The sequence below is a fragment of the Deinococcus metallilatus genome (genome assembly GCF_004758605.1).
Classification (GTDB): Bacteria; Deinococcota; Deinococci; order Deinococcales; family Deinococcaceae; genus Deinococcus; species Deinococcus metallilatus.
Genome location: NZ_CP038512.1, coordinates 855,884 through 878,911, shown reverse-complemented (window position 1 = coordinate 878,911; position 23,028 = coordinate 855,884). Strand labels below are relative to the sequence as shown.

The 23,028-nt window shown below is 69.0% G+C and carries 25 protein-coding genes; 11 read left to right on the top strand and 14 right to left on the bottom strand.

Annotation, left to right across the window (positions count from 1 at the left end):
* Positions 1-65 precede the first annotated feature (65 nt).
* Entirely contained in the window at positions 66-962 is an 897-nt protein-coding gene (locus E5F05_RS10185; RefSeq protein WP_129118507.1) for a DUF4384 domain-containing protein, read from the top strand.
* Between the two features lie 105 nt (positions 963-1,067).
* Here the strand turns inward: E5F05_RS10185 and E5F05_RS10180 are convergent, their stop codons facing one another.
* The gene (locus tag E5F05_RS10180) at positions 1,068-1,565 is read right to left on the bottom strand and encodes a hypothetical protein (protein WP_129118506.1); all 498 of its coding nucleotides are present in this window, start codon (positions 1,563-1,565) and stop codon (positions 1,068-1,070) included.
* A gap of 308 nt (positions 1,566-1,873) precedes the next feature.
* On the opposite strand from E5F05_RS10180, the gene pdhA reads away from it, so the two are divergent.
* The 4 genes from pdhA to E5F05_RS10160 all read left to right on the top strand — a co-directional run bounded on the left by pdhA (position 1,874) and on the right by E5F05_RS10160 (position 6,492).
* Entirely contained in the window at positions 1,874-2,992 is a 1,119-nt protein-coding gene (pdhA, locus tag E5F05_RS10175) for a pyruvate dehydrogenase (acetyl-transferring) E1 component subunit alpha (RefSeq protein ID WP_129118505.1), read from the top strand.
* A gap of 82 nt (positions 2,993-3,074) precedes the next feature.
* The gene (locus E5F05_RS10170; protein WP_129118504.1) at positions 3,075-4,079 is read left to right on the top strand and encodes an alpha-ketoacid dehydrogenase subunit beta; all 1,005 of its coding nucleotides are present in this window, start codon (positions 3,075-3,077) and stop codon (positions 4,077-4,079) included.
* A 139-nt stretch (positions 4,080-4,218) separates the two neighbouring features.
* Positions 4,219-5,466, top strand: coding sequence for a C39 family peptidase (locus E5F05_RS10165; protein ID WP_129118503.1), 1,248 nt, complete (start codon positions 4,219-4,221; stop codon positions 5,464-5,466).
* An 81-nt stretch (positions 5,467-5,547) separates the two neighbouring features.
* Positions 5,548-6,492: a hypothetical protein gene (locus E5F05_RS10160; RefSeq protein WP_129118502.1), complete on the top strand. Its 945-nt coding sequence runs from the start codon at positions 5,548-5,550 to the stop codon at positions 6,490-6,492.
* A gap of 117 nt (positions 6,493-6,609) precedes the next feature.
* Here E5F05_RS10160 and E5F05_RS10155 read toward each other — a convergent pair whose 3' ends face one another.
* From E5F05_RS10155 to rpmH, 4 genes are all read right to left on the bottom strand, one after another.
* Entirely contained in the window at positions 6,610-8,190 is a 1,581-nt protein-coding gene (locus E5F05_RS10155; RefSeq protein WP_129118501.1) for a YidC/Oxa1 family membrane protein insertase, read from the bottom strand.
* Positions 8,190-8,498 carry a membrane protein insertion efficiency factor YidD gene (gene yidD / locus E5F05_RS10150; protein ID WP_129118500.1) on the bottom strand — a complete coding sequence of 103 codons (309 nt, stop codon included), beginning with the start codon at positions 8,496-8,498 and terminating at the stop codon, positions 8,190-8,192. The genes E5F05_RS10155 and yidD overlap by 1 nt, the downstream gene beginning before the upstream one ends.
* Positions 8,495-8,938 (bottom strand): ribonuclease P protein component, encoded by a 444-nt coding sequence (gene rnpA, locus E5F05_RS10145; RefSeq protein WP_129118565.1) that lies wholly within the window; start codon positions 8,936-8,938, stop codon positions 8,495-8,497. The genes yidD and rnpA overlap by 4 nt, the downstream gene beginning before the upstream one ends.
* 85 nt (positions 8,939-9,023) lie before the next feature.
* On the bottom strand, positions 9,024-9,167 hold the full coding sequence (gene rpmH, locus E5F05_RS10140; RefSeq protein ID WP_019585335.1) for a 50S ribosomal protein L34: 144 nt from the start codon (positions 9,165-9,167) through the stop codon (positions 9,024-9,026).
* 582 nt (positions 9,168-9,749) lie between these two features.
* Between rpmH and E5F05_RS10135 the strand changes: the two genes are divergently transcribed.
* The 5 genes from E5F05_RS10135 to E5F05_RS10115 all read left to right on the top strand — a co-directional run bounded on the left by E5F05_RS10135 (position 9,750) and on the right by E5F05_RS10115 (position 14,335).
* Complete coding sequence (locus E5F05_RS10135) at positions 9,750-10,382, top strand: TetR/AcrR family transcriptional regulator (protein ID WP_129118499.1); 633 nt, start codon at positions 9,750-9,752, stop codon at positions 10,380-10,382.
* Complete coding sequence (locus E5F05_RS10130; RefSeq protein ID WP_129118498.1) at positions 10,379-11,941, top strand: FAD-dependent monooxygenase; 1,563 nt, start codon at positions 10,379-10,381, stop codon at positions 11,939-11,941. Before E5F05_RS10135 ends, E5F05_RS10130 begins: the two co-directional genes overlap by 4 nt.
* 64 nt (positions 11,942-12,005) lie before the next feature.
* On the top strand, positions 12,006-13,055 hold the full coding sequence (locus tag E5F05_RS10125) for an Mrp/NBP35 family ATP-binding protein (protein WP_129118497.1): 1,050 nt from the start codon (positions 12,006-12,008) through the stop codon (positions 13,053-13,055).
* Complete coding sequence (locus E5F05_RS10120; RefSeq protein ID WP_129118496.1) at positions 13,056-13,727, top strand: helix-turn-helix transcriptional regulator; 672 nt, start codon at positions 13,056-13,058, stop codon at positions 13,725-13,727. It begins immediately after the preceding gene.
* On the top strand, positions 13,727-14,335 hold the full coding sequence (locus tag E5F05_RS10115; RefSeq protein WP_129118495.1) for a 2'-5' RNA ligase family protein: 609 nt from the start codon (positions 13,727-13,729) through the stop codon (positions 14,333-14,335). Before E5F05_RS10120 ends, E5F05_RS10115 begins: the two co-directional genes overlap by 1 nt.
* A gap of 67 nt (positions 14,336-14,402) precedes the next feature.
* On the opposite strand, the gene E5F05_RS10110 is transcribed toward E5F05_RS10115, so the two are convergent.
* From E5F05_RS10110 to E5F05_RS10080, 7 genes are all read right to left on the bottom strand, one after another.
* The gene (locus E5F05_RS10110; protein WP_129118494.1) at positions 14,403-15,497 is read right to left on the bottom strand and encodes a bifunctional 3-deoxy-7-phosphoheptulonate synthase/chorismate mutase; all 1,095 of its coding nucleotides are present in this window, start codon (positions 15,495-15,497) and stop codon (positions 14,403-14,405) included.
* Positions 15,498-15,540: 43 nt separating this feature from the next.
* Positions 15,541-15,987: a globin domain-containing protein gene (locus E5F05_RS10105; RefSeq protein ID WP_129118493.1), complete on the bottom strand. Its 447-nt coding sequence runs from the start codon at positions 15,985-15,987 to the stop codon at positions 15,541-15,543.
* A gap of 9 nt (positions 15,988-15,996) precedes the next feature.
* Positions 15,997-16,662, bottom strand: coding sequence for a YczE/YyaS/YitT family protein (locus E5F05_RS10100; RefSeq protein WP_129118492.1), 666 nt, complete (start codon positions 16,660-16,662; stop codon positions 15,997-15,999).
* Positions 16,663-17,116: 454 nt separating this feature from the next.
* Positions 17,117-17,560, bottom strand: a complete 444-nt coding sequence (locus E5F05_RS10095; RefSeq protein WP_129118491.1) for a hypothetical protein — start codon at positions 17,558-17,560, stop codon at positions 17,117-17,119.
* Positions 17,557-18,213 carry a ferric reductase-like transmembrane domain-containing protein gene (locus E5F05_RS10090; protein ID WP_129118490.1) on the bottom strand — a complete coding sequence of 219 codons (657 nt, stop codon included), beginning with the start codon at positions 18,211-18,213 and terminating at the stop codon, positions 17,557-17,559. The genes E5F05_RS10095 and E5F05_RS10090 overlap by 4 nt, the downstream gene beginning before the upstream one ends.
* Positions 18,214-18,223: 10 nt before the next feature.
* Entirely contained in the window at positions 18,224-18,664 is a 441-nt protein-coding gene (locus tag E5F05_RS10085; protein ID WP_129118489.1) for a DUF1775 domain-containing protein, read from the bottom strand.
* A gap of 59 nt (positions 18,665-18,723) precedes the next feature.
* The gene (locus tag E5F05_RS10080; RefSeq protein WP_129118488.1) at positions 18,724-19,152 is read right to left on the bottom strand and encodes a hypothetical protein; all 429 of its coding nucleotides are present in this window, start codon (positions 19,150-19,152) and stop codon (positions 18,724-18,726) included.
* Between the two features lie 171 nt (positions 19,153-19,323).
* On the opposite strand from E5F05_RS10080, the gene ychF reads away from it, so the two are divergent.
* Positions 19,324-20,421 (top strand): redox-regulated ATPase YchF, encoded by a 1,098-nt coding sequence (ychF, locus tag E5F05_RS10075; RefSeq protein ID WP_129118487.1) that lies wholly within the window; start codon positions 19,324-19,326, stop codon positions 20,419-20,421.
* Between the two features lie 114 nt (positions 20,422-20,535).
* Here the strand turns inward: ychF and E5F05_RS10070 are convergent, their stop codons facing one another.
* Entirely contained in the window at positions 20,536-21,648 is a 1,113-nt protein-coding gene (locus E5F05_RS10070) for an FtsW/RodA/SpoVE family cell cycle protein (protein ID WP_129118486.1), read from the bottom strand.
* Positions 21,645-22,946, bottom strand: coding sequence for a UDP-N-acetylmuramoyl-L-alanine--D-glutamate ligase (gene murD, locus E5F05_RS10065; RefSeq protein WP_129118485.1), 1,302 nt, complete (start codon positions 22,944-22,946; stop codon positions 21,645-21,647). The genes E5F05_RS10070 and murD overlap by 4 nt, the downstream gene beginning before the upstream one ends.
* Positions 22,947-23,028: the final 82 nt, after the last annotated feature.

Sequence of the window (23,028 nt, the reverse complement as noted above, 5' to 3'; positions counted from 1 at the left end):
AGGTCGCTGGTTCCGGCTGAGGGAGCGGTCAGGCTGGGGTCAACCGGGGCGGGCAGAGTGAAGGCATGAAACCCAGCCTTTCCCTGACGGCCCTGAGCGCCCTGTTGCTCGGCATGGGCAGCGCCGCTCCCGTGATCAGCGCGCAGAGCATCATCGTGAATCCGGTCCAGACCAGCCTGAACGTGAAGGTCTGGACCGACCGGGGCAGCGGTCAGCAGGTGCCCAACTACGCGCCCGGCGAGCGCATCCGCCTGTATGCGAGCGTGAACCAGGCCGCCTACGTGTACCTGTTCAACGTGGACCCCCAGGGCCGCGTCGACCTGATCCTGCCCAACCGCTACCAGAGCGGCGCGAACTTCCTGAAGGCCAACACCACCAAGGCCTTCCCCGCGCCCGGCGATCCCTTCACGTTCGACATCGCCGCGCCCTACGGCCTGAACAAGGTGCTGGCGCTGGCCAGCCGCACGCCTCTGAACCTCGACCAGATCGCCACCTTCAAGACGCAGCAGAACAGCTTTGCGACCGTGAACGTGCAGGGCCAGGAGCGGCTGGCGCAGGCGCTCAGCATCGTGGTGAACCCGGTGGACCAGGCGAGCTGGGTCAGCGACACGGCGTACTACAACGTGGTGGCCCGCCCGGGCGCCGTGCAGCCCGCCCCTGTTCAGCCCGTCCCCGTTCAGCCCGTGCGCCCCGCGCCCATCCAGCCGGTGCAGCCTGTCCCGGGCTTCGGCGACCGCGACTGGCATGACCGTGACTGGCAGACCAGCTTCGAGCGCCGCAGCAGCCTGGAGAGCGTATACGCCGAGTACGCGGGCCGTCTGCGCGCCGAGGGGTACGTCCAGGTTTCGGTGCGCCAGCACGGCCACCACATCCAGGGCGAGTTCCGCCGGGGTGACCGCCGCGCCACGCTCGAAGTGAAGCAGAAGGGCAACCGCTTCGAGGTGGAACTCACCCGCCGCTGATCTCCCCCAGCCACACGCGCCGACCCGGACAGCCCCGGTCGGCGCGTTTCTTCGTGGAGCCGCTCCAGCTTCCTTCCCCGTGGCCCGGTTCAATCCGGCGGCGGCTCACTTCGGGTGCGTGGCCTTCCAGGCGAGCGCGAATTCCTCGTAGTAGGGGCGGACGCGCTCGGCCGCCAGGGCGGCGAGGGCTTCGGCGTCGGGCACGCTGCCGTAGCCGGAGGTGGACCAGAGTTGCAGGTGGCTGGCGGTCAGGGTGCGGCTGCCCAGCCTCACCTGGGCATCCTTCACCAGTTCGAGGCTGAGTTCCAGCGAGTACAGGAAGCGGCCGTCCCGGGTCTGGAAGGCGTCCAGGGTATAGATCTGCGCGACGGTGCAGGTCTTGGGGTCCCCGAAGGGGATGTCGTACAGGGTGGCGGAGCGGGCGAGCTGCTCATCGGCCGCCACGGCCAGGTCTTCCTGTTCCTGGTCGTCCACGTACACGTAGGCGAGGGGCGGGCACAGGTCGGCGGCGGTCAGGGCGCGGAGATTCCCCTGCTGGTGGTTGGCCTGGGCCGGACCGGAGAGGGTCAGCAGGGCCGTCAGCGTGAGCAGCGCGCGTCTCATGACCCAGTGTACACGCGGGGCAGACCCGGGCAAACGCCCGTTAGGCGGCCATCTGCTACCCTGGACCCACTCCTCTTCCGGGTGGCCCTTCCAGTTGTCGGGCTGCCCCTTCCTGCGCCCCCTTATGCCGATGCCCCCGCGCCCGTCCCTCGTCCCGGCTTCCCGCTGCGGGAACCGTCCGGCGCGGCTCCTCAACCAGCGCCGCGCGCCCTAGCGGTCACCTTTCCACGGTGGGAAGCGGCCCGGACCGGGCGCCTCCCCCTTTCCGGCCCGCCTTCCGTCCTCTCCCCCACCCGGAGGCTCCGCGCATGTCCAAGCCCAAGACCAAGACCCAGCCCAAACCGACTCCCCAGGCCGCCGGGGCCGCCGCCTACGAGGGCGCACAGGGTGAGATGTTCCAGCTCGTCACGCCGGAGGGCACCGCCCCCCAGCCGGAGCTGCTGCCCGACGTTCCGACCCGCCTGAAGCTCTACCGCCTGATGCGCCGCGCCCGCCACTTCGACGAGCGGGCCTGGGTGCTGTACCGCACCGGCCGCATGGGCGTCTTTCCGCCCTACGGCGGCATGGAGGCCAGCCAGGTCGGCACTGCCGCCGCGCTCACTCACGACGACTGGCTCTTTCCCACCTACCGCGACACGGGCGCCGCGCTGACCTACGGCCTGCCGATCCCGCAGACCATCGCGTACTGGCGCACCAGCCCGCACGGCTGGGCGATGCCCCAGGACCTCAAGGTGCTGCCCTTCTACATCCCGATTGCCACCCAGTACCCCCAGGCGGTCGGCGCGGCGCTGGCCGAGAAACGCAAGGGCACCCGCAACGTGGCGATGGCCTACATCGGTGATGGCGGCAGCAGCGAGGGGGACTTTCACGAGGCGCTGAACTTCGCGGGGGCGCTGGGCGCGCCGTGTGTGTTCGTCCTCCAGAACAACGGCTGGGCCATCAGCGTGCCCACCCGCACGCAGACGCGGGCGACCAACCTCTCGCTGCGGGCGGAAGGCTATGGCATTCCCGGCGTCAGGGTGGACGGCAACGACGTGCTGGCGACCTACCACGTCGCCCTGGAGGCGGTGAACCGTGCCCGGAACGGCGAAGGCCCCACCCTGATCGAAACCGTCACCTACCGCGTCAAGCCGCACACCGTCGCGGATGACCCCAGCCGCTACCGCACCGACGCCGACACGGCGGGCTGGGACGCCAAAGACCCCGTGCAGCGCCTGCGGACGCACCTGCTCGCGGAAGGCCACCTCACCGAAGAACAGGACGCCACCGTCACCCGCGAGATCGAGGCCGAGTTCGAGGCCGCGCTCCAGGTGGCCGACGCCTTCCCCGAGCCGACCCCCGCCGAGATCGTGGATCACGTCTTCGCGGAGCCCACGCCGCAACTCGTGCGCCAGCGGGCACAGATCATGGCGGAGGAGGGGGCGTGAGGGAGCGTTCAGCGTTCAGCCGTCAGCCGTCAGCTTCTACAAGCCACTTGCCACACGCCACAAGCTCCCACGAGGTTCCCGCATGACCGCCACCGCTCCCACTCGAACCAAGACCATGACGATGGTCGCCGCCATCAACGACGCACTTGCCCTCGCGCTGGAGCGTGACCCCGCCGTCCACATCTTCGGGGAGGACGTGGGCGTGATGGGCGGCGTGTTCCGCGCGACGGACGGCCTGCAAGCCCGCTTTGGGGCCGAGCGCGTGTTCGATACGCCGCTGGCGGAGGCCGGGATCATCGGCATGGGCATCGGCATGGGGCTGGCGGGCCTGAAGCCGGTGGCGGAAATCCAGTTCGCGGGCTTCCTGTATCCGGCACTCGATCAGGTGCTGTCCCACCTGGGCCGCTACCGCCACCGCACCCGCAGCCGCTACCACGTCCCGATGGTGGTCCGCGCTCCCTATGGCGGCGGCGTCCACACCCCCGAGCAACACGCCGACAGCCCGGAAGCGATCCTCGCGCACACCCCCGGCGTGAAGGTGGTGATCCCCAGCACGCCGCGCGACGCCAAAGGGCTGCTCCTCGCCGCCATCGAGGACCCCGACCCGGTGTTTTTCTTCGAGGCGATCAAGCTCTACCGCAGCGTGAAGGAGGAGGTGCCGGAGGAGTATTACACGACGCCGCTGGGGAAGGCCCGCGTGGTGACGGGGGGCGACGACGTGACCGTGATTGCCTACGGCGGCATGGTGGAGGTCGCGGCGCGAGCCGCCGAAGCTGCCCGCGCCCACGGCATCGGCGTGGAGGTCCTGGACCTGCGGACGCTGGTCCCGCTCGACACCGGGACGATTCTGGAAAGTGTCGCCAAGACGGGCCGCGTGGTCGTCGTGACCGAGGCGCCGCGCACGGGCGGCTTCCACAGCGAGATCAGCGCCACCATCGCGGAGGAGGCCATCGAACACCTGCAAGCCCCCATCGTGCGCGTGACGGGTTTCGACGCCCCCTACCCGCCGTTCACCTCCATCGAGGACGTGTACCGCCCCAACCCGGTGCGGGTGGCCAAGGCGATCCGGCAGGTGATGGCGTACTGAGGGAGGCGGGAGGCAGGGCGCGGGACGCGGTGAAAAGCTCCTGTTCCTTCCCGCGCACCAGATACCGCCTCCCAATCGCGCCCCAGCGCACGTTTCCGCCTCAGTAGCAGATCATGAAGCGTGGGGAGGATGGAGAGCGATGCGCGTCCCCGTCCTGCTTCTGTCCGCTGGCCTGCTCGCGGGCGCGGCGACGTTTGCGCTGACCCGGATGCAGGAGCACACCGTCCGCGTGCCGGTGGCCGCTTCGGTGGCCGTGCCCGCGACCCCTCCCCCACCGGCTGAAGTTCCGCCGCAGCCCCCTCAACCCACCCCACCGGAGGCCGCGCCGACTGCACCACAAGAAGCGCCGGAAGGTGCCCGGACGAAACCCCTCCAGCTTCCCGTACCCGTCACGCCCGCCCAGCCGGAAGAGGCCCCGGCCCCGCTGCCCGCCTCCGCCAGCATTTCCGGCATCCGGCACGAGTACCAGCGGCTGAACAACTGCGGGCCGGTGACGGTCGGGATGGCCCTCAGCCGCTGGGGCGGGAAGCTCGACCAGTACGACATCGCCCCGCAGTTGAAACCCAACCGGGGGGACGTGAACGTGTCGCCGGGGGAGCTGGCCGCGTTCGCGCGGTCACAGGGGCTGGACGTTCATCTGGCGCAGAACGGGAGCCGCGACCTGCTGAGGCGCCTGCTCGCGGCGGGGTATCCGGTGATCGTGGAGACTTGGTTCGTGACCGAACACGGCGGCATGGGCCACTACCGCCTGCTGACCGGCTACGACGACGCGGGGCAGACGTTCAGGGCGCTGGACTCCTACCTGGGCCGCCTGAACCTGCCCTACGCCCGCTTCGACGAACTGTGGCGGTCTTTCGGACGCACCTATCTGGTCGTCTCACCGCCTGACCGGCAAGAGGAAGTGCGCCGCCTGCTGGGATTCCGGGCCGACGCCAGCGCGGCGCGGCAGGAGGCGCTGCGGGTGGCGCTGGCCGAGGCCAGACGGCGAAATGACGCGGTGGGCTGGCTGAACGTGGGCGAAGCGAAACTCGGGGTCGGAGACGCCCGGGGCGCGGCGCGGGCCTTCGATCAGGCGTTCGCCGCGAAAGCCGATCCCCGCCTCGACCCGATCCGTCCGGCCTACGTGAAGGGCGGGCTGCCCTGGCGGACCCTGTGGTATTCCTTCGCGCCGCTGGAGGCCTACAGCCGCGTGGGGCGGTACGCCGACGTGCTGCGCCTCGCGGATGCTGTCCTGCGCGATGCCCCCGCCCACGAGGAGACGCACTACTGGCGGGGCCGCGCGCTGGCGGGCCTGGGGCGCACCGCCGAAGCGCACGCCGCCTACCGCGAGGCGCTGCGGCTGCGGCCTGGCTACACGGCGGCTCGGGTGGCCCTGGACCGGCTCTGACGCTGGCCTTGTCGGTGCCGGTCCAGGGTTCACCCCTCCAGGCTGTATAGCTCTCCCCTTTCCCGGTGTTACGCTCCTCCCATGACTGCCCCTGCCGCCCGCCTGTCCCCGGAAGCGTTCGCCCGTGCCCGCGCTTTTCTGCTGGAGCGGGGCAGGCCGCTGGAGGCCGCCCGCTTCCGCCACGCCTTCGAGGGCGGGGAGGCGGAGGCGGTGCTGACGGCCCTGCGCGCCTACCGGAACGGGGACGGCGGCTTCGGGCGGACGCTGGAACCGGACGTGCGCGCGCCGGAAAGCAGCGTCCTGGCGACCGCACTCGCGCTGCGGGTGCTGCACGACCTGAACGTGCCCGCCGCCGAACCGCTGCTGGGGGGCGCGGTGGAATGGCTGCGTTCACAACTGCGCGCGGAAGAGAGCGGGACCGTCTGGCCTTTCCTGCCTCCCGAGGCCGAGGCGCAGCCACACGCGCCCTGGTGGAATCAGCAGGAACCGGGACAACTCGCGCAGACGTTCGGCGGCTTTCAGGTGAATCCCCGCGCCGAGATCGTGGCCCGGCTGCACCGCTGGCCGGAGCTGCTGCCGGAAGGCCTGCTCGCCCTCCTGACCGTGGAAGTGCGGGACGCTGTGCTGGCGGGGCTGGAGGCCGGGGACGTGAACGGGCACCACGTCGCGGCCGTGTTCGCGCAGCAGGAGGACGTGCCGGAGGAATACCGCGAACCGGTGCTGGAATACCTGCATGACGTGCTGCCGGGCCGGGTCGCCCGCACGCCCGAAGACTTCGCCGGATACGGCCTGAACGCCCTGACAGTCGCCCCCACCCCCGCCTCCCCCCTCGCCCCCACGCTGGAGGAACCGCTCGCGGCGTCTCTGGCCCACCTCCTCACCTCCCAGGCGGAGGACGGCTCCTGGGGACCGAACTGGTCGTGGTTCGGCCAGTTCCCGGAAGCCTGGCCCCAGGCGGAAGCCGAGTGGCGCAGCGTGCTGACGCTGGAGGCGCTGCTGACGCTGCGGGCGTGGGGGCGCTTGTAGCTCGTCGCTTGTGGCTTGTGGAAAAAGAAAGGGCCTCCTCTACAGGCTACAAGCCACAGGCCACACGCCAAAAAACCGCCCCACCTCACTCGGCAGGGCGGCTTTTCGCTGGCGCCTTTACTCGCGCGGCGCGTCGATGGTCTTGCGAGGCTTGCCCGCCGGGCGGGCGGGGGCCTTCTGAACGGTCTGGCCGATGCTGGCCGTTTCCTTTTCCACCTGCTTGTTGATCAGAATCTGCTGGCCGATGCCGATCAGGGTGGAGAGGATGATGTAGATGGTCACGCCCGCCGGGAAGGTCAGGGCGAAGTACAGGAAGATGATGTAGATAAAGGCCTGCTGGCGGAACATGTCCGGGTTCTTGCGCGTCATCACGTAGAGCTGGCCGATGTTCACGATCAGGTAGATCAGCGCCAGGATGTAGAAGGGGTCGGGCACGGCCAGGTCGGGGAGCCACAGGAAACCGCTGTCGAACTCGAAGTTGCGGATGGTGGACCACAGCGCGATCAATACCGGGAACGGCAGGAAGGTGGAGAAGCACCCCGCCGGGTTGAAGTTGTGGTCCCGGTAGAGCTGCTGCATCTCCTGCTGCATGGCCCGCTGGGATTCCACGTCCTTGCGTTCCTTGTACTTGTCCTGAATCTCCTTGATCCTGGGCTGCATCACCTGCATACGCGCCGTGGTGCGGCCCTGCGCCTGCATCAGCGGCCACATGATCAGCCGCAGCAGGATGGTCAGCAGCACGATCACCAGGCCCCAGTTGCCCACGAACTTGTACAGCGTCTCCATCAGCTTCACGATCAGGAGGCTGATCTTGCCGAAGGGGTTCGGGTCGAACAGGCCGGGCAGCGACGTATAGCCGCTCTGGTACAGGTGAACGAGTTCGTTCTTGCCGCCGTACACTTCCAGATTGCTGGGGCCGCTGAGTTGCACCGCGATCAGCCCCTGCGGTCCACCGGTCAGCGTGGCATTCGCGGTGGTGCCGTCCTGGGGCCGCACGATCAGCGCGTGGGCGACCTGGCTGGGCTTTTCCTGAAGGGCGGCGTACTGGATGTTCGGCACGCTGAGGGTGCCGCTGCCCTGCACGGCGGCCAGTTGCCCGCCCACCGGCACGGCCTTCACGCTGGGGTTGTCGGCCTTGCCCAGACCGGGGAACAGCATGGTGTAGTTCGTCGGGCCGCCCGCGATACGGGTCTGCACGTCCATCTTGAAGTTGCGGGGGTGCAGGGTGACGGTCTTGGTGACGGTCGCGCCGTTCTGGGTGTAGCGGAACACCGCTTCCTGACGGTTCTGGGACAAGTTCTGCGTGAGCTGCGGCGCGGTCGTCTGGGCGGGCTGGGCAGGGTCGAGGACACCATCTGCCGTCACCGCGAGCGCCTTGCGGTCCCCGACCATATTCACGATGGTCTTGGAGTTCTTCAGCGCACTGAAGTCGTAGGTGCCGTCAGCGCGTTTCTTGATGAACGGCGTCCCCGCGTAGCTTTTCACGTACCAGCCGATCACCTCGCCGCGCGCGTTGAACACCACGTCCTGAAGGTTGCTGGTGGCGATGTACTCGTCGCCGGGCTGGCCGTCGAAGTCGGCGCTGATCCACTCCGGCGTGATCGCCTTGCCGAAGGTGGGGAGGGGGCCGGTGGTGCTGCACCCCGTGAGGAACAGCGCCCCGAGGGCCGTGAGGGGAAGCAGGGTTCTGGTCTTCATCAAGGTGTCTTTCTGGAGGGGGGCTTCTGGCCGGGGCGCGACTGGCCGGGACTGTGCGGCTGGGGGCTGTGCTGGCGAGGAAAGTGTTCCGGCACGGGATCGAACCCGCCGGGCACCAGCGGATTACAGCGCATCACGCGCCAGGCGGCCAGCCATCCCCCTTTGAGCGCCCCGTGCCGCTCGATGGCCTCCACAGCATACTGAGAGCAGGTGGGCGTGAAGCGGCAGGTGGGCGCGGGCTTGCGCGCCGAGAGGTGCTGCTGGTAGCCCTTCACGATCCGCACCAGCCCGCGAGCGGCGAGGCTCATGGGGTTTCTCCTCTGTCGGTGGCGCGGTCGGCGGGAGACACGGCAGCAGGTACGGGAGGAGCGCCCCGCGAGTTCCCGCCCTTGCCGCCCCCCTTGCCCCGCCTCACGCGGCCCGGCACCTGGGCCAGCACGCGCGAGAGCGCCGCCTGCAACTCGGGAAAAGGCACGGTCAGCACGCCGGGAGTCGGCATCAGGATGGCGCGGCAGGGGGGCAGACCGCCGGGCAGGGTCCTGAGCGCCTCGCGCACGCGGCGGCGGGCACGGTTGCGGTCCACCGCGCGGCGCAGGGTCTTTTTCGGTACCACGATCCCAATGATGGCCCGTGGCCGCCACACTTCACCGTGCCGGGGGCGATAATCGGTGACGCGCAGCGTGAAGAGGGGGTCACGCAGCATCGCGCCGTGCTGCCGCACCCGCCGGAATTCGCGCTCCCCCTTCAACGAGGCCAGCGCCACCGGACGGCGGGGCCGCTCCTGCGTGGCGCTGCTGGAATCGGGGGTCGAAATAACCCGCTCCTGCGTGGCTTTACTCGTCGCTGACGGTGAGCTGGTGGCGGCCCTTCGCGCGGCGGCGCGCGAGGATGTTGCGGCCCGCTTTGGTCTTCATGCGGGCGCGGAAGCCGTGGGTCTTGGCCCGCTTGCGGACGTTCGGCTGGTAGGTACGCTTCATGTTCTTCTGCTCCTTCTCGCGGCGGCCCGGCCCTGTCCCTCTCATGCGGCCTGCCGTGCCTTCTTGCGCGAAACTCGCCCCCTGGGGAGGCAAACTCCGGGAGTGTATCACGCGGGCGGGCAGGGCGGGAAGAGGACCGGCTGAACATCAGGGCGACCGGAAAGTCGACGAGTTCGCACGGCCTTGTTTGACCCCTCCAGCCCTGCGGGCCACCTCCCCTCAAGACGCTTGATATGCATTACAGGGCTGGCGGGTAGGACAAGCAGGAGTGTTTTTCTCGTCTGGTACGAGGGCGAGCTTCGCCCGCCACCCCTCTCCCCAACCCTCCGCTTCGCGGCTCTGCGAGTCACCCGCAAGGGGAGAGGGAGAAAAAAGCCCATCCCAGACAGCAAGTTTCTATTGCACATCACACGCTCAAGGGAAGGCAACAGATTTAACTTCCTGGCGGGCAAATAGAGTCCCTGGCTCCCCTTGAGGGGTTGACCGGGGCGAGCACTTCCAAAAACCGGATTTTGCGGTATCCCTGCCTGAACGCGCCCTTGAACTTAACAAAACTGAGTCGTACAGTTTTGCAAGGAGGTGATGATGCCCCGTCCCGCGCCCCACCGGGCCGACACCAAAAGCCGCGTGATCCGTCAGGCGGCGCGCACCCTGTTTCTGGCACAGGGCTTTGCCGCCACGACTCTCGATCAGGTGGCGGCGCAGGCTGGCGTCTCGAAGGCGACCATCTATGCCCGCTACCGCCAGAAGGAGGAAATCCTGGGCGACGTGCTCACCGACCTTCTGGAGGAATGGGAAGCCCCGCAGGTGCAGCTCCCGGAGATGCGCTCCCTGGCCGAGTTGCGTTCCGCCCTGCTGACTCTGGCCTCCCAGAACACCCGGCACCTGATGCAGCCGGACGTGCTGCGGCTGGTGCGGATGCTGATCGCGGAGATGAACACGCAACCGGAGCTGGGGGAACTGTTCGTGCAGGCGGTCCCTCAACCCCTGCTAGCCCAGACGGCGGCGCTGCTCCAGCGGGCAGAGACGGCCGGGCTGCTGCGTCTGCCCGATCCCCACCTGGCCGCCCGTTCCTTTGTCGGGCCGCTGATGAGTTTCGTGGTGCTGAACGGCCTGCTGGCGCGCCAACCACAACCTCCAAGCACCGGGCAGCTCGGGGTCATGGTGGACCTGTGTCTGCACGGTCTGCTGCATTTCGGGGAGGACAGATCATGAGGGCAGACAGCACGCACACCGACGTTCTGATCGCCGGGGCTGGACCGACCGGCCTGCTGCTGGCCTGCGAACTCCAGCGTCTGGGCGTCCCCGTCCTGATCGTGGACCCCAAGAGCGGCCCCACCCGCGAGTCGCGGGCGATCTTCGTGCAGGCGCGCAGCCTGGAAATCTACGACCAACTTGGGATCGGGCAGGAGGCGGTGCGGGAGGGTCAGCCCGCTGAGGGCATCACCGTCTGGAGCGGGCACCGGCGGCTGGGGGGATTCAAGTTCGGCCCACTCGGCACAGACCGCACCCCCTATCCCTTCATCCTGTCCTTCGAGCAGAGCAAAAACGAGGCCCTGCTCTATCAGCATCTGCGGACGCTGGGCGGCGAGGTGCAGTGGGGGTGGGGGCTGGAGGAGTTCACCCAACACGACCGGGGCATCACGGTGACGCTGAGCGGCCCTACCGGGCAACGCCGCGAGGTGGACGCGCAGTATCTCTGCGGTGCGGACGGCGCGCATAGTCCGGTCCGGCACACCCTGGGCACCGCCTTTCAGGGCGCGAACAGCCCCCGGACGCTCTTCGTGGCCGACGTGACCGCGACCGGCGAGCTGGACGGGGCGGACGTGAACGCCAAACTGAGTGCCGAGTCCCTGCTGCTGGCCTTTCCGATGGCTGGCCCCCATCATTTCCGGCTGATCGGGATGCCGCCGGGGCAGGAACTGGAAGGGAAAGCGCCCAGCTTCGAGGACGTGCGGCCCCTGGTGCAGAACGTTTTCGACGTGAACGTGAGCGAGGTGCGCTGGTTTTCCCACTACCGGGTCAGCCACCGGGTGGCGCAGCATTTCCAGGCGGGGCGGGTCTTTTTGCTGGGGGACGCCGCCCACGTCCACAGTCCGGTCGGCGGGCAGGGCATGAACACCGGCCTGGGAGACGCCCACAATCTCGGCTGGAAGCTGGCGGCGGTGGCGCGGGGCCAGGCGGGGCCGGAGTTGCTGACCAGCTATGAACTGGAACGGCGGCCCTTTGCCGAGGCGCTGGTCAAATCCACCGACCGGATTTTCGGCCTGATCTCGGGGGACGGCCCCCTGGCCGGGCTGGTGCGGGGCGAGTTGTTCCCCGCCGTACTGGGCCGCCTGCTGCGTGGCTCACAGGCTCACCGCCGACCTCCCGAACGCCCCAACCGGGTGGGCCGCTTCATGTTCGGCCTGCTGTCGCAGACCCGCCTGAGCTATCCGGACAGTCCCCTCAGCGTGGGCCGGGCCGGAGCGGTCAGCGGCGGCGAGCGTCTGCCCTACGTCGAAGGCAGCGGCAACTTTGACGCCCTGAGGGAGCCGGGAATCCAGCTCCACATCTACGGCGTCCCCTCGCCGGAAGCGGTGGCCTGGACGGCGCGGCGGGACGAGGTGGCCCTCGAGGTCTTTCCCTTCAGCGAGGCGGCGAGCCGGGCCGGACTGTGCGAGGACGCCGCCTACCTGATCCGCCCGGACGGCTACGTCAGCGTGGCGCAACCCGTCTTCGACGGACAGGCGCTGGACAAGGTTCTGCGGACGCGCTGGCACTGGCAGCTTTGACCGCCGCCCACTGTGACCCTGTCGCTTGCCCCTCCCCCCCTCGCCGCGCTACTAATGGCGGGAAATGCATGACGCCGTGTGGACTGCCCTCAAGACCGTAAACGACCCGGAGTTGCACCGCGATCTGGTGTCGCTGGGCATGATCGAGCATGCGGAGGTCGAGGGGAACGTGGCGCACGTGAAGGTGAACCTCACCACGCCCGCCTGCCCGCTGAAGAGCCAGATCGAGGGGGACGTGCGCGCGGCGGTGCTGGCGGTGCCGGGGATTCAGGACGTGGTCGTGACCTTCGGGGCGATGGTGCGCCCACCCGCGCAACCCGCGCTGCCCGGCGTCAAATACGTGCTGCTGGTGGGCAGCGGCAAGGGCGGCGTGGGCAAGAGCAGCGTGGCGGTGAATCTGGCCGTGAGCCTGGCGCGGGACGGGGCGCGGGTCGGGCTGCTGGACGCCGACGTGTACGGCCCCAGCGTGGCACACATGATGGGCCAGAGCGGAGCGCGCGTGACCGCCAACGCCGAGCGCAAGATGCAGCCCATCGAGGCCCACGGCGTCCGCTTCCTCAGCATGGCGAACCTCTCCCCGGCTGGGCAGGCGCTGGTGTGGCGCGGGCCGATGCTGCACTCGGCCATTCAGCAGTTCCTGAAAGATGCCGCCTGGGGCGACCTCGATTACCTGATCGTGGACCTGCCGCCCGGCACCGGGGACGTGCAGCTCAGCCTCACGCAGACGGTTCACGTGACGGGCGCGGTGCTGGTCACCACGCCGCAGGACGTGGCCCTGATCGACGCGGCGCGGGCGCTGGACATGTTCCGCAAGGCCAGCGTGCCGGTGCTGGGCGTGGTGGAGAACATGAGCTACTTCGTGGCCCCCGACACCGGCCTTACCTACGACATCTTCGGGCGGGGTGGCTCGCGCAAGCTGGGGAACCTCCCGCTGCTGGGCGAGGTGCCGCTGGACGTGGAGGCGCGGCAGGACGCCGACCGGGGGCTGCCCGCCGTGCTGGCGCATCCGCAGTCGCCCGCCGCAGCGGCGCTGACGCAGATCGCGCGCAACCTCGCCGGGCGCGTGAGCGTGCAGGCGCTCGCGCACCTTCCCGAGCAGTTGCCGGTGGTCTGAATGACCGCCGCGCCTCCCCTGCCCAAGCCGCTCGCCGCGCCGCCGCTGCCCGCGCCCGAGCGCACCAAGCACCGGCTGCTGGAGCTGCTCAAGCGGCACGGCCCGCAGACCGTGCAGGACCTGGCCGGGCACCTGGGCATGAGCGTGCCGGGCGCGCGGCGGCACCTGGGCGACCTTCAGGAGCAGGGGCTGGTCGAGGCGCGCACCGAACGGCCCGGCGGACGTGGGCGGCCCCAGCATGTCTTTCTGCTCACCGACCGGGGCGAGGCGGCCTTTCCCAAGACGTACTCGACGCTGTGCGTGGACGTGCTGCGGCATGTGCAGGAGCTGTACGGCGAGGGGGCAGTCCTTCAGGTGCTGGACGCCCGCAGCGCGGAACTGGCCGGAAGGCTCCAGGCCGACCTCCCCGCCACCCTTCCGCTGGAGGAGCGGGTGCAGCGTCTCGGCACGTGGCTGATGGGGGCAGGCTTCGACGCGGTGGTGGAACCGGGCGAAGGCGGCGCGCACTACATCGTGAAACGCAACTGCCCCAACCTCACCGTCGCGCGGCAGTACCCGGAACTGTGCCTGAGTGAACTGCACATGTTCGTGGAGGTGCTGGGCGTGCCGGTGACGCGCGAGACACGCATCGCCTGCGGGCAGGGCAGTTGCCGCTACCGGATCGGCCCCTGATGCCTGCCGCCGCTCCCACTGGCGCCCGCGCGCCGGGACCGCTCTACAGCCTGGTCGCCTGGCCCCCCGAGGCCCTGGACACCTGGCTGCGGCGCACGCAGGAGCGCCTGAACGTGCGCGGTTTCGGGGCGCCGCACCTGAACCTGCGCGCCCCCTTCCAGACGGACCTGAGCGCCTCCGAACTGGTCGCCGCCTTCCGGGACGTGCTGCGCGGTGAGGAACCCTTCGAGGTGCGCGTGAAGGGCTGGAAGCGTCTTCCCCACATGTTCTTTCTGGAGTGCGAACTCAGCCCGCACCTCGCGGACCTGCACGCCCGCGCCCTGAGCGTCGGCCCGTCGAGCCGCGCCGCGCACGACGGCGCGGGCTACACGCCGCACCTCACGCTGGCGCTGGGCGTCCTGCCCTGGGCCGAAGACCTGCTCTGGCCGCAGGTGCAGGCCATCCGGCCCCCGGTGGACCGCTTCACCGTGAGTGTCCTGAGCCTCACCCGCGAGGAACGCGGCGAGGTGCAGGAGGTGCATACCTTTCCGCTGGACGGCGGGGTCACATCCGTCCTCGGGGAGCGGCCCAGCCAGGAGGCCGAACCGGACCTCTCGCCCGGCTCGTAAGAGCACAACGGAGCCGCCCACCTGGGCCGACAACTCCGGCCAGACGGGCGGCTTCTGTTTAGGCGGGTCAGACGGTCGCGGGGACCTTCAGCAGCGGCGCCAGCGCGTCCATGAAGCGGTCGTAGCCCGCAAAGTCGAGCTGCTGCTCGTTGTCGCTCAGCGCCGTGGCGGGGCTGGGATGGACTTCCACATGGATACCGTCCGCGCCGACCGCGAGCGCGGCCTTGGCGAGTGGGATCAGCAGGTCGCGGCGTCCGGCGGCGTGCGTCACGTCCACGATGACGGGGAGGTGCGTCTCCTGCTTGGCGAGGGCCACCGCCGAGAGGTCGAGCGTGTTGCGCGTCCACTTCTCGAAGGTGCGGATGCCGCGCTCGCAGAGGATCACTTCCGGGTTGCCCTCCGAGAGGATGTACTCGGCGGCGTAGAGCCATTCCTCGATGGTGGCGCTGAGGCCGCGCTTGAGCAGCACCGGGCGGCGCGAGCGGCCCACCTCGCGCAGGAGGGAGAAGTTGTGCATGTTGCGTGCGCCCACCTGGAGGATGTCGGCGTGCTCGGCCACCACCTCCACGTCGCGGGTGTCCATCACCTCGGTCACGAAGAGCATCCCGTTGTCGCGGGCCGCGCGGCCGCCGATGATCAGGCCGTCCACACCCATCCCCTGAAAGCCGTAGGGGCTGGTGCGGGGCTTGTAGGCGCCGCCGCGCAGGATCTTCACGCCCCGGGTAGCCAGGAAGCGCGCCGTCTCGTCCATCTGTTCTTCGGACTCGATGGAGCACGGCCCGGCGATGACCACGGGGGGCGCGTCACCGCCGATGCGGACGCCATCGATGTCCAGCACAGTGTCGGTCGGCTGGACCTTGCGCGACACCAGCAGTTGCTTCTTGTCGTTGCTCTCTTCGAGGTCGAGGCTGGCCTTGAAGATTTCCTTGAAGATGGCCTTGACGGCGGCGTGGGTGAAGGGGCCGGGGTTCAGGCGCTCCAGCTCGCGGAACTGCTGTTCCTCACGGGCGGGGTCGTAGTGCTGGGGGCGGCCTTCCTGACTCTTGGCGCGGCCGATCTGCGCGACCACCTCGCCGCGCCGGGAGAGCAGGGTGAGGAGGTCGCGGTTGATCGCATCGACTTCCGAGCGGAGGTCGTCAATGCTGCGTTGGGGTTGGGTCATTGCGACAGTGTAGAAAAGAGGTTCATACGCCGCCCTGACACTGCTAGTCAATTGAAAAAAGCTGTCCAGGTTCAGCCCGGGGGGCCGGGGCCTCCTCCGGCGTGTTCACCATATGCACGGCCACCCTGGAAAGCGCCGCATACAGCTCATGCGCGTCGGCCTCTGCGATCTCGGGCGTCTCGCGCAGTGCGGCGTTCATGCACGCGAGCCAGGCGCGGGCGCGGGTCGGCGTGATGGGGAAAGGCAGGTGCCGGGCACGCAGGCGCGGGTGCCCGAAGCGCTGGTGGTAGAGCGGCGGCCCACCCAGAAAGCCCGTCAGGAACGCGAGTTGCTTCTCGGCGGTGAGCGTCAGGTCGGCGGGAAAGATCGGCGCGAGGTCGGGGTCGGCGGCGACGCGGGTATAGAAACGCCGGACCAGCGCCGCGAGTGCCTCCGGCCCGATGCGGTCATACAGGCTGCCGCCCTCGGTGAGCGGGATGGGGGCCGTCATGGGGGCAGGCTAGCGTGCCCGCGCCGCCCGCACAGGGGCCGCGCGCCCTTTGGGACCGTGGTGCAGCCCGTACAGCGACAGGCCCGCTCCCATCGCCGGACCGCTCCCCAGCGCGAAGACCAGCGTGCCCCAGCCGACCAGGCCGCCCAGCCGCCACCCGAGCAGCAGCACCACCAGTTCGATGCCGGTCCGCACGCGCGCCACCTCCCAGCCCGTCACCCGGCTCAGGCCCAGAATCAGCCCGTCGCGCGGCCCCGCCCCCAGGCCCGCCGCGACATAGGTGCCGGTGGCGAAGCCCAGCAGCGCCACGCCCAGCACAAACTGCACCCAGCGCGCGGGCAACCCCGCCGGGTCAGGCACCAGCGGCCCCAGCAGGTCGAGAAAGAGGCCGATCAGCACCACGTTGATGACGGTGCCCGGCCCGATCCGCTCGCACAGCCGGAGCGCAGTGAAGGCCACGATCAGCACGCCCGTCAGGATGCTGACCACGCCGATACTGAGGGGCAGATGCCGCGTCACGCCGAGGTGAAAGGCCTCCCAGGGGGCCAGGCCCACCCGTGCGTCGAGCATCAGGCGCAGGCTCAGGCCGTACAGGAAGAGGCCGAACACCAGCAGCACGTACCGCCCCGGCAGCGGCAGGCGGGTGAGGGCGGCGAGGGGAGCGGGACGGGTCACGGGGGTGAGGGTAACACTCTCCCGCTGCTGTCCCGCGCGCTCACGCTAGACGGACGGGGTGGCGCCCTCGCCGGACGGCCCCGGGGGGTCGAACGTTTCCTTTCAACCGACAGCGCCTCTCCAGGAGGGCAAGCACGGGACTTTCAAGCGGCCTCCAGTGACCCGCTCATGCCGCGCTTCCTCCCCGGAAAGGGACCCAGGGCGTTGACCCATCAGCCGATCTCTGCTTTTGGCCGACGCCACACGCGGGGTTCTTCACCCTTTGCCGTCTGGACCATTCAGGTCCGCTTCCCTTGCCTTCACGGTTGCCTGCGCCCAGTCCAGCCACTTCAAGAACAGAGAGACGCGACATTGAAAGCGAAGAAGGCGACCCGAAGGTCACCCTCAAGGGCCAGGCCGGATGGCGGAGGCGGGAAGAGGAGCAGGCAGAGAGCGCCTCTTCTCCCCTCTCTGCTTAATGCTGGTGGGCGCCGTACCCGCCGGGCTTCTCCGCCCGGACCACCCACTCCAGGCGGAAAGCGTTAAACGTTGCCCCCGGCCTGGGCTTTCCAGTCAGAACCAGTGTGTAGGCGCCTTCCTGGGGGAACATCAGGTCCGCCGCCAGCTTGTTTTTCTCCGTCTTCAATCCGGGCGTGCTGATGGGGTTCACCCCTGGTTTGACGGCCCCCTGGTAGACACTCAGGACGCAGGCGCAGTTGATCAGGGTGATGGCCTTCCCGCCCCGCTGGTTGGTTTCAAACCAGGTCTTGTTGGGCAGGCCCACCAGCGGCGCGTCGTCCGGCTCGATGTGCAGCAGGGCGCCCACATTGCCGTCCCGGACGATTTCATGGGCGAGGGCGGGCGTGGAGGTGAGCAGCAGCGCGGCCAGCAGGCCGCCGGTCTTCAGGGTCTTCCTCATGGGTGAACCTTCTTTCTGGGGAAGCGGAAGAGGAACAGCGCGGCGCTGACCAGCAGCAGCGCCACGGAGGTCCAGGCGAGGGGGTTCAGGCCGAAATGTACGCCGATCCAGGCGGTGTGCAGGGCAGCCAGCAGGGTCATCCAGGGACCCAGACGGTGCAGGGCCTTCCAGCGTTTCCCCAGGCGCCTCATCGCGGTATTCGTGCTGGTCAGCGCCAGGGGCAGCAGGCCCAGCAGCGCGGCCACGCCCAGCCACAGGGCGGCCTGTTCCTCCACGCTGAGGAACAGCACGTTCTCCACGTCGCCGTCCAGAACGTGCGCGTAGGCCAGCCAGGTGTGCATCAAGGCGAAGGCAAAGCCTGCCAGACCCAGGGCACGCCGGTGGGGGACGAGGCGCAACCAGCGGGACGCGAGCACCAGCAGCAGGGCCGCCAGGGACAGCCAGCCGTACACCTCGGTGCGCCGCTGGCCCAGCAGGTGGCTCCCCTCCACGTACAGAACCCGGAGGAGTTCCTCGGTGATGACCACGACGAGCACGCCAATGATGAATGGCTGGAACCCAGGCACCGCGCGCTGCGGCGCAGCCTCCCTGGTGGCCCTGCGCCCGGTAGTCCTGCGCGTGGCCGCCTTGTTGCGGCGGGGGCGGGGAGCCATGCCCTTCCCCTTACTTCACGGTGGTCTTGCTGGCGGGCGTCTCCGGGGAACTGTCGTCCCAGTTGACCACGCTGCCGTCCGCGTACGTCTGCTGCACCTTCCACACCAGGGTGCCCGCGTCGGCGGGGTTGGTGGCCTGGAACAGGAAGCGCTGGAACTCCTCAGGGTTGAGGCGGCCCCGCCAGATGACGGTGGTGACGTTGCCCTGGGCGTCCTTCTGCACCGTGCGGAGGAAGCCGGGGACCGGCAGGAAGCGGCTGACCTTGACGCCCGCCGGGACCAGCAGGCGGATTTCAGTGGTGGCGAAGCTCTTCTCGACGGGAACCTGGAGGCGGTAGGTTTCCGACTTCCCGGCGAGACTCTCGGCGGCGCCCGTCTCCGTCCTGACGGTGGCGTGAGCGAAGGCGAAGGAGGCGAGGACGGCGGCGGTCAGGGACAGCAACTTACGCATGGTGGAACTCCTGGTTGGATATGAGGAGACTTCCCCGGCAGGAAAGGCGCCGGGGGAACTCAGGCGGCCAGCCAGGAGAAGGGTGGTCCCCGTGCCCGTTGGAGGACGGCCAGCCTCTGCGCGTGCACCGCAGTGGGGGTCAGAGGGTGAGGTCGCCAGACCGTGACCGGGGGCAGTTCCAGCGTGGGTGCGAGGGTGACAGCGGGCGGCATACAGCAGGAGTGGTCCTGCACGTGCGGCAGCGTCCGGGGAGGTGCGGGGGCGGGATGGTGATGGTGATGGTCACCGGCCGTCATGGCCATGCCTGCCGCACTGTCCCTGTGCACGCTCATGGAAGGCGGCATCTGCGCCAGGCTCATGTCCAGAGTGTGCAGGGCATGCAGGGGCGCCTCCACCAGCAAGAGGAGGGCTGCCAGCAGGGGCAGCAGGAGGCGCAGGACCGGCACGCCCGCATCCTCACGCATCCGGGCGACATTGTGGTGGGACAAGCATCCTCGCCACAACGCGAAAATCTGCCGGGCCTTTTCAGCGAACGCAGGGGACCAACCGCCCGGTTCTGCCCTCCCGACCTCCCCTGAACACTCCGGTATACTTGTCCGGTTGCCTCGTGGACGCGGCGAAAAGCGTTCACACCCGCAGGACCACTGGAGGAAACAAAAATGGGACTTTCAATTGGAATCGTTGGGCTGCCCAACGTCGGAAAAAGCACGCTGTTCAACGCCATCACCCGCGCCGGGGCGCTGGCCGCCAACTACCCCTTCGCCACCATCGAGCCGAACGTGGGCCGGGTGACCGTGCCCGACGAGCGCCTCAGTGCGCTGAGCAAGGTCTTTACCAAGGGGGACCGCGTGCCGCCGATCATCCCCACCTATGTCGAGTTCGTGGACATCGCGGGGCTGGTCAAGGGCGCCTCCCAGGGCGAGGGCCTGGGGAACCAGTTTCTGGCGAACATCCGCGAGGTGGACGCCATCGCCCACGTCGTCCGCTGCTTCGAGGACAGCAACGTGGTGCATGTCGCAGGCCGCGTGGACCCGGTGGACGACATCGAGACGATCAACACCGAGCTGATCCTGGCAGACATGGCCGGGCTGGAAAAGAGACTGGCGAACCTCCAGAAAAAGGCCAAGGGCGGCGACAAGGACGCCCGTGAACAGGCGGCGCTGGCCGAGCAGATTCTCTCGGTGCTGGGCGAGGGCAAACCCGCCCGCGCCGGAAGCTACGAAACGCCCATCCCCAAGGACTTCGGCCTGATCACCACCAAGCCCGTCATCTACGTGGCGAACGTGGGCGAGAACGACCTGACGGAGGACAACGAGTACGTGCAGCAGGTGCGCGAGTACGCCGCGCGTGAAGGTGCTTCCGTCGTGAAGATCAGCGCCCAGATCGAGGGCGAACTGGCCGAGATGCCGGAGGAGGAGGCCCGCGAGTTTTTGAGTGAACTGGGCGTGCAGGAAAGCGGCCTCGACCAGCTCGTGAAGGTCGGCTACGACACGCTGGGCCTGATCACCTTCATCACCTCGGGCGAGAAGGAAGTGCGCGCCTGGACCATCCACCGCGGCGAAAAGGCCCCCGAGGCCGCCGGAGAAATCCACTCCGACCTGGAGCGCGGCTTTATCCGCGCCGAGGTGATCGAGTGGGACAAGATGGTGGAGGCGGGCGGCTGGGCCGGGGCCAAGAGCAAGGGCTGGGTCCGCACCGAGGGCAAGGAGTACGTGATGCAGGACGGGGACATCATGAACGTGCTGCACAGCAGTTAGCGCATCCGCGCTGCCTGCGTCTAACCGTCAAACCGCCAAACGGTCTAAGGAGATCGGCCATCCCATTTCCTTAGACCGTTGGACTTTTAGACGGTTAGACTTGCGCGCCGCGCCTCAGTCTGCTGGGACCGGCACGATGTCCGGCGACACCTCGCTCTGCGGCAGATGGCGGCGCACCTCGCGCATGGCGCTGTGGATCACGCCCAGGGCGAGGCTCATGGTGAGCATGCTGGAAAAGCCGTAACTGACCAGGGGCAGCGGCACGCCCGTGACCGGGAAGATGCCCGCCGCGACGGCCAGGTTCACGAAGGCCTGGCCGACCACCATGAACATCGCGCCGGTCGCCATGATGGTCGCGCCGTGAATCTCGGGCGTCATCGGGCGGACGCGGGTGGCGAGCTGCGAGACTTGCAGCGCGGTGGACACGATCAGCCAGTACGCGAAGAGCAGCATGGCGACGCCCAGCAGCCCCGACGTGAAGCCCACCGACGCGACCACCATGTCGGTATGCGCGGCGAAGTAGGTCCAGCGGGGACCGTCCGGGCCGAGGCCCCACAGCCCGCCGAAGCTCAGGTCACGGTGCGCCATGCCGATCTGGTCGAGGCCAACCTCCATCGTCTGGCCCCGGTTCACGTGCCCGAAGAAGCGTTCGAGGATGTAACTGTTCCTTTCCAGGTAACGGCCCAGAAAGGGAATCCCGATCAGCGCCAGGGCAAACACGAACCCGGTGATGTTGGTGATGCGGACCCCGGCGGCGTACATCAGGATGATGCCCAGCCCGAAGATCAGGACGCTGGACCCCAGGTCCGGCTCCAGAATGACCAGCCCGGTCGTGACGACGATCATCAGCGTGGCGCTGATCAGCTTGTGCTGCACCCCCCGGCGCGAGAAAAAGGACGCCAGTTGCAGCACCAGCCCCAGCTTGGCGAGTTCGGACGGCTGGAAACGCATGGGACCGAGTTCCAGCCAGCGTTTGGTGCCCTCGCTCGTCTCGGTGCCATGCCCGATAAAGAGGGTCAGCAGCAGCAGCAGCAACGTGACGCCCCAGAAATACGGCGCGATCTTCAAAAAAGCCCTGGGGCGTAGCCGGGCGGCGGCAAAGGTGACCACCAGCGCCAGCAGCGCCTTGCTCCCGTGGTCGAGAATCAGGTCGGGGCGGGCGGTCGCCACGCCCAGCAGCCCCAGCGTGAGCAGCAGCACCTGCGCGATCACCAGTTGCAGACTCATGCGCCCACCTCCTCAGTCGCCAGGGCACGGGCAGCCCGGGTAAAACTCGCGCCCCGCGCCTTGTAATCTTGGAACAGGTCAAAGCTGGTGCCGATGGGCGCGAGCAGGACCGTGCCCGTCCCCTCAGGGCCACCCAGCGCCTCCAGTCCGGCGCGGGCGGCAGCCTGCATCACGCCGTCCCCATCTGCGCCCGTGACCGTCTCGAAGGGGAGGCCGAGGTCACGCGCCAGCTTCTCGCCGTCCTCCCCGAAGGCGATCACGCGCTTCACCCGGCCCCGCGCCGCCTCCCGCAGCGGGGCGAGGTCCGCACCCTTGTCCCGCCCGCCGACCAGCCAGGCAATCGGGGCCGGAGCACGGGTCAGGGCTGCCTCCACCGCCAGCGTCCGGGTGGCGATGCTGTCCTCGATGAAGCGGACGTTGCCGAGGCGGGCGACCGTCTCGAACCGTCCGGCAACGGGGCGGGCCGAGCGCAGCCCTGCCGCCAGCCTTTCCACGTCGACCGGGCGGCCCAGCCGCCTCAGCAGCGCCTCGGCGGCCAGGACGGCGGCGGCGGCGTTGGCGGGATGCAGCCCTTCGGGGAGGTCGGCGTCGGGCAGCACCTCGCGGCCATCCGCCAGGGTGATACGGTCAGGCTGGAAGGGGCGCACCTGGGCGCGCGTCGCCACCTTCAGGCCCGCCGGGACGACCAACACGTCCTCCGCCTCCTGCCCCGCCGTGATGTTCAGCTTGGCCGCGTGGTACGCCTCCACGGTGCGGTGGCGGTCGAGATGATCGACGCCCAGATTCGTGATGACCGCCACCGGCAGCCGTAACCCCGGCACCCGTTCGAGCTGGAAGCTGGAGAGTTCGACCACTGCCACCTCGGCCTCGTCGACCACGTCCAGCAGGGGCGGGTCGATGTTGCCGCCCTCGCGGGCGTTCAGGCCGCTTTCCCGCAGCAGGTGCGCGATCAGCACGGTCGTGCCGCCCTTGCCCGCCGTGCCGGTCACGCCGACCAGCGGCAGGTGTGGGCGCAGGCGCGCGGCCAGCGTCACCTCCCCGATGATCTCCGCCCCGCGTGCTGCAAGCGCGAGGAGGTCGGGGTGGTCGATGGGCACGCCGGGCGCGGCCACCACCGTCCGGTAGGTCCCCCCCACGTCCCCGCGCGCCAGCCCCAGCTCATGCATCAGCGCCTCGTCTTCCGCCGACGGGCGCGCGTCGTGCCACTCGGCGCGCACCCCCTCGCGGGCCAGAAAGCGGGCCGCGCCCCGCCCGCTCCGGCCCAGCCCGTAGATCAGTACCTTCTCCCCCGCATTCACGCTTCAACGATACGGGAAAGAATGTGACAGCGGGTTGGACCGGGCGCTCCCGACGGCATGCCGGACACTTCCGGCGCCCCCC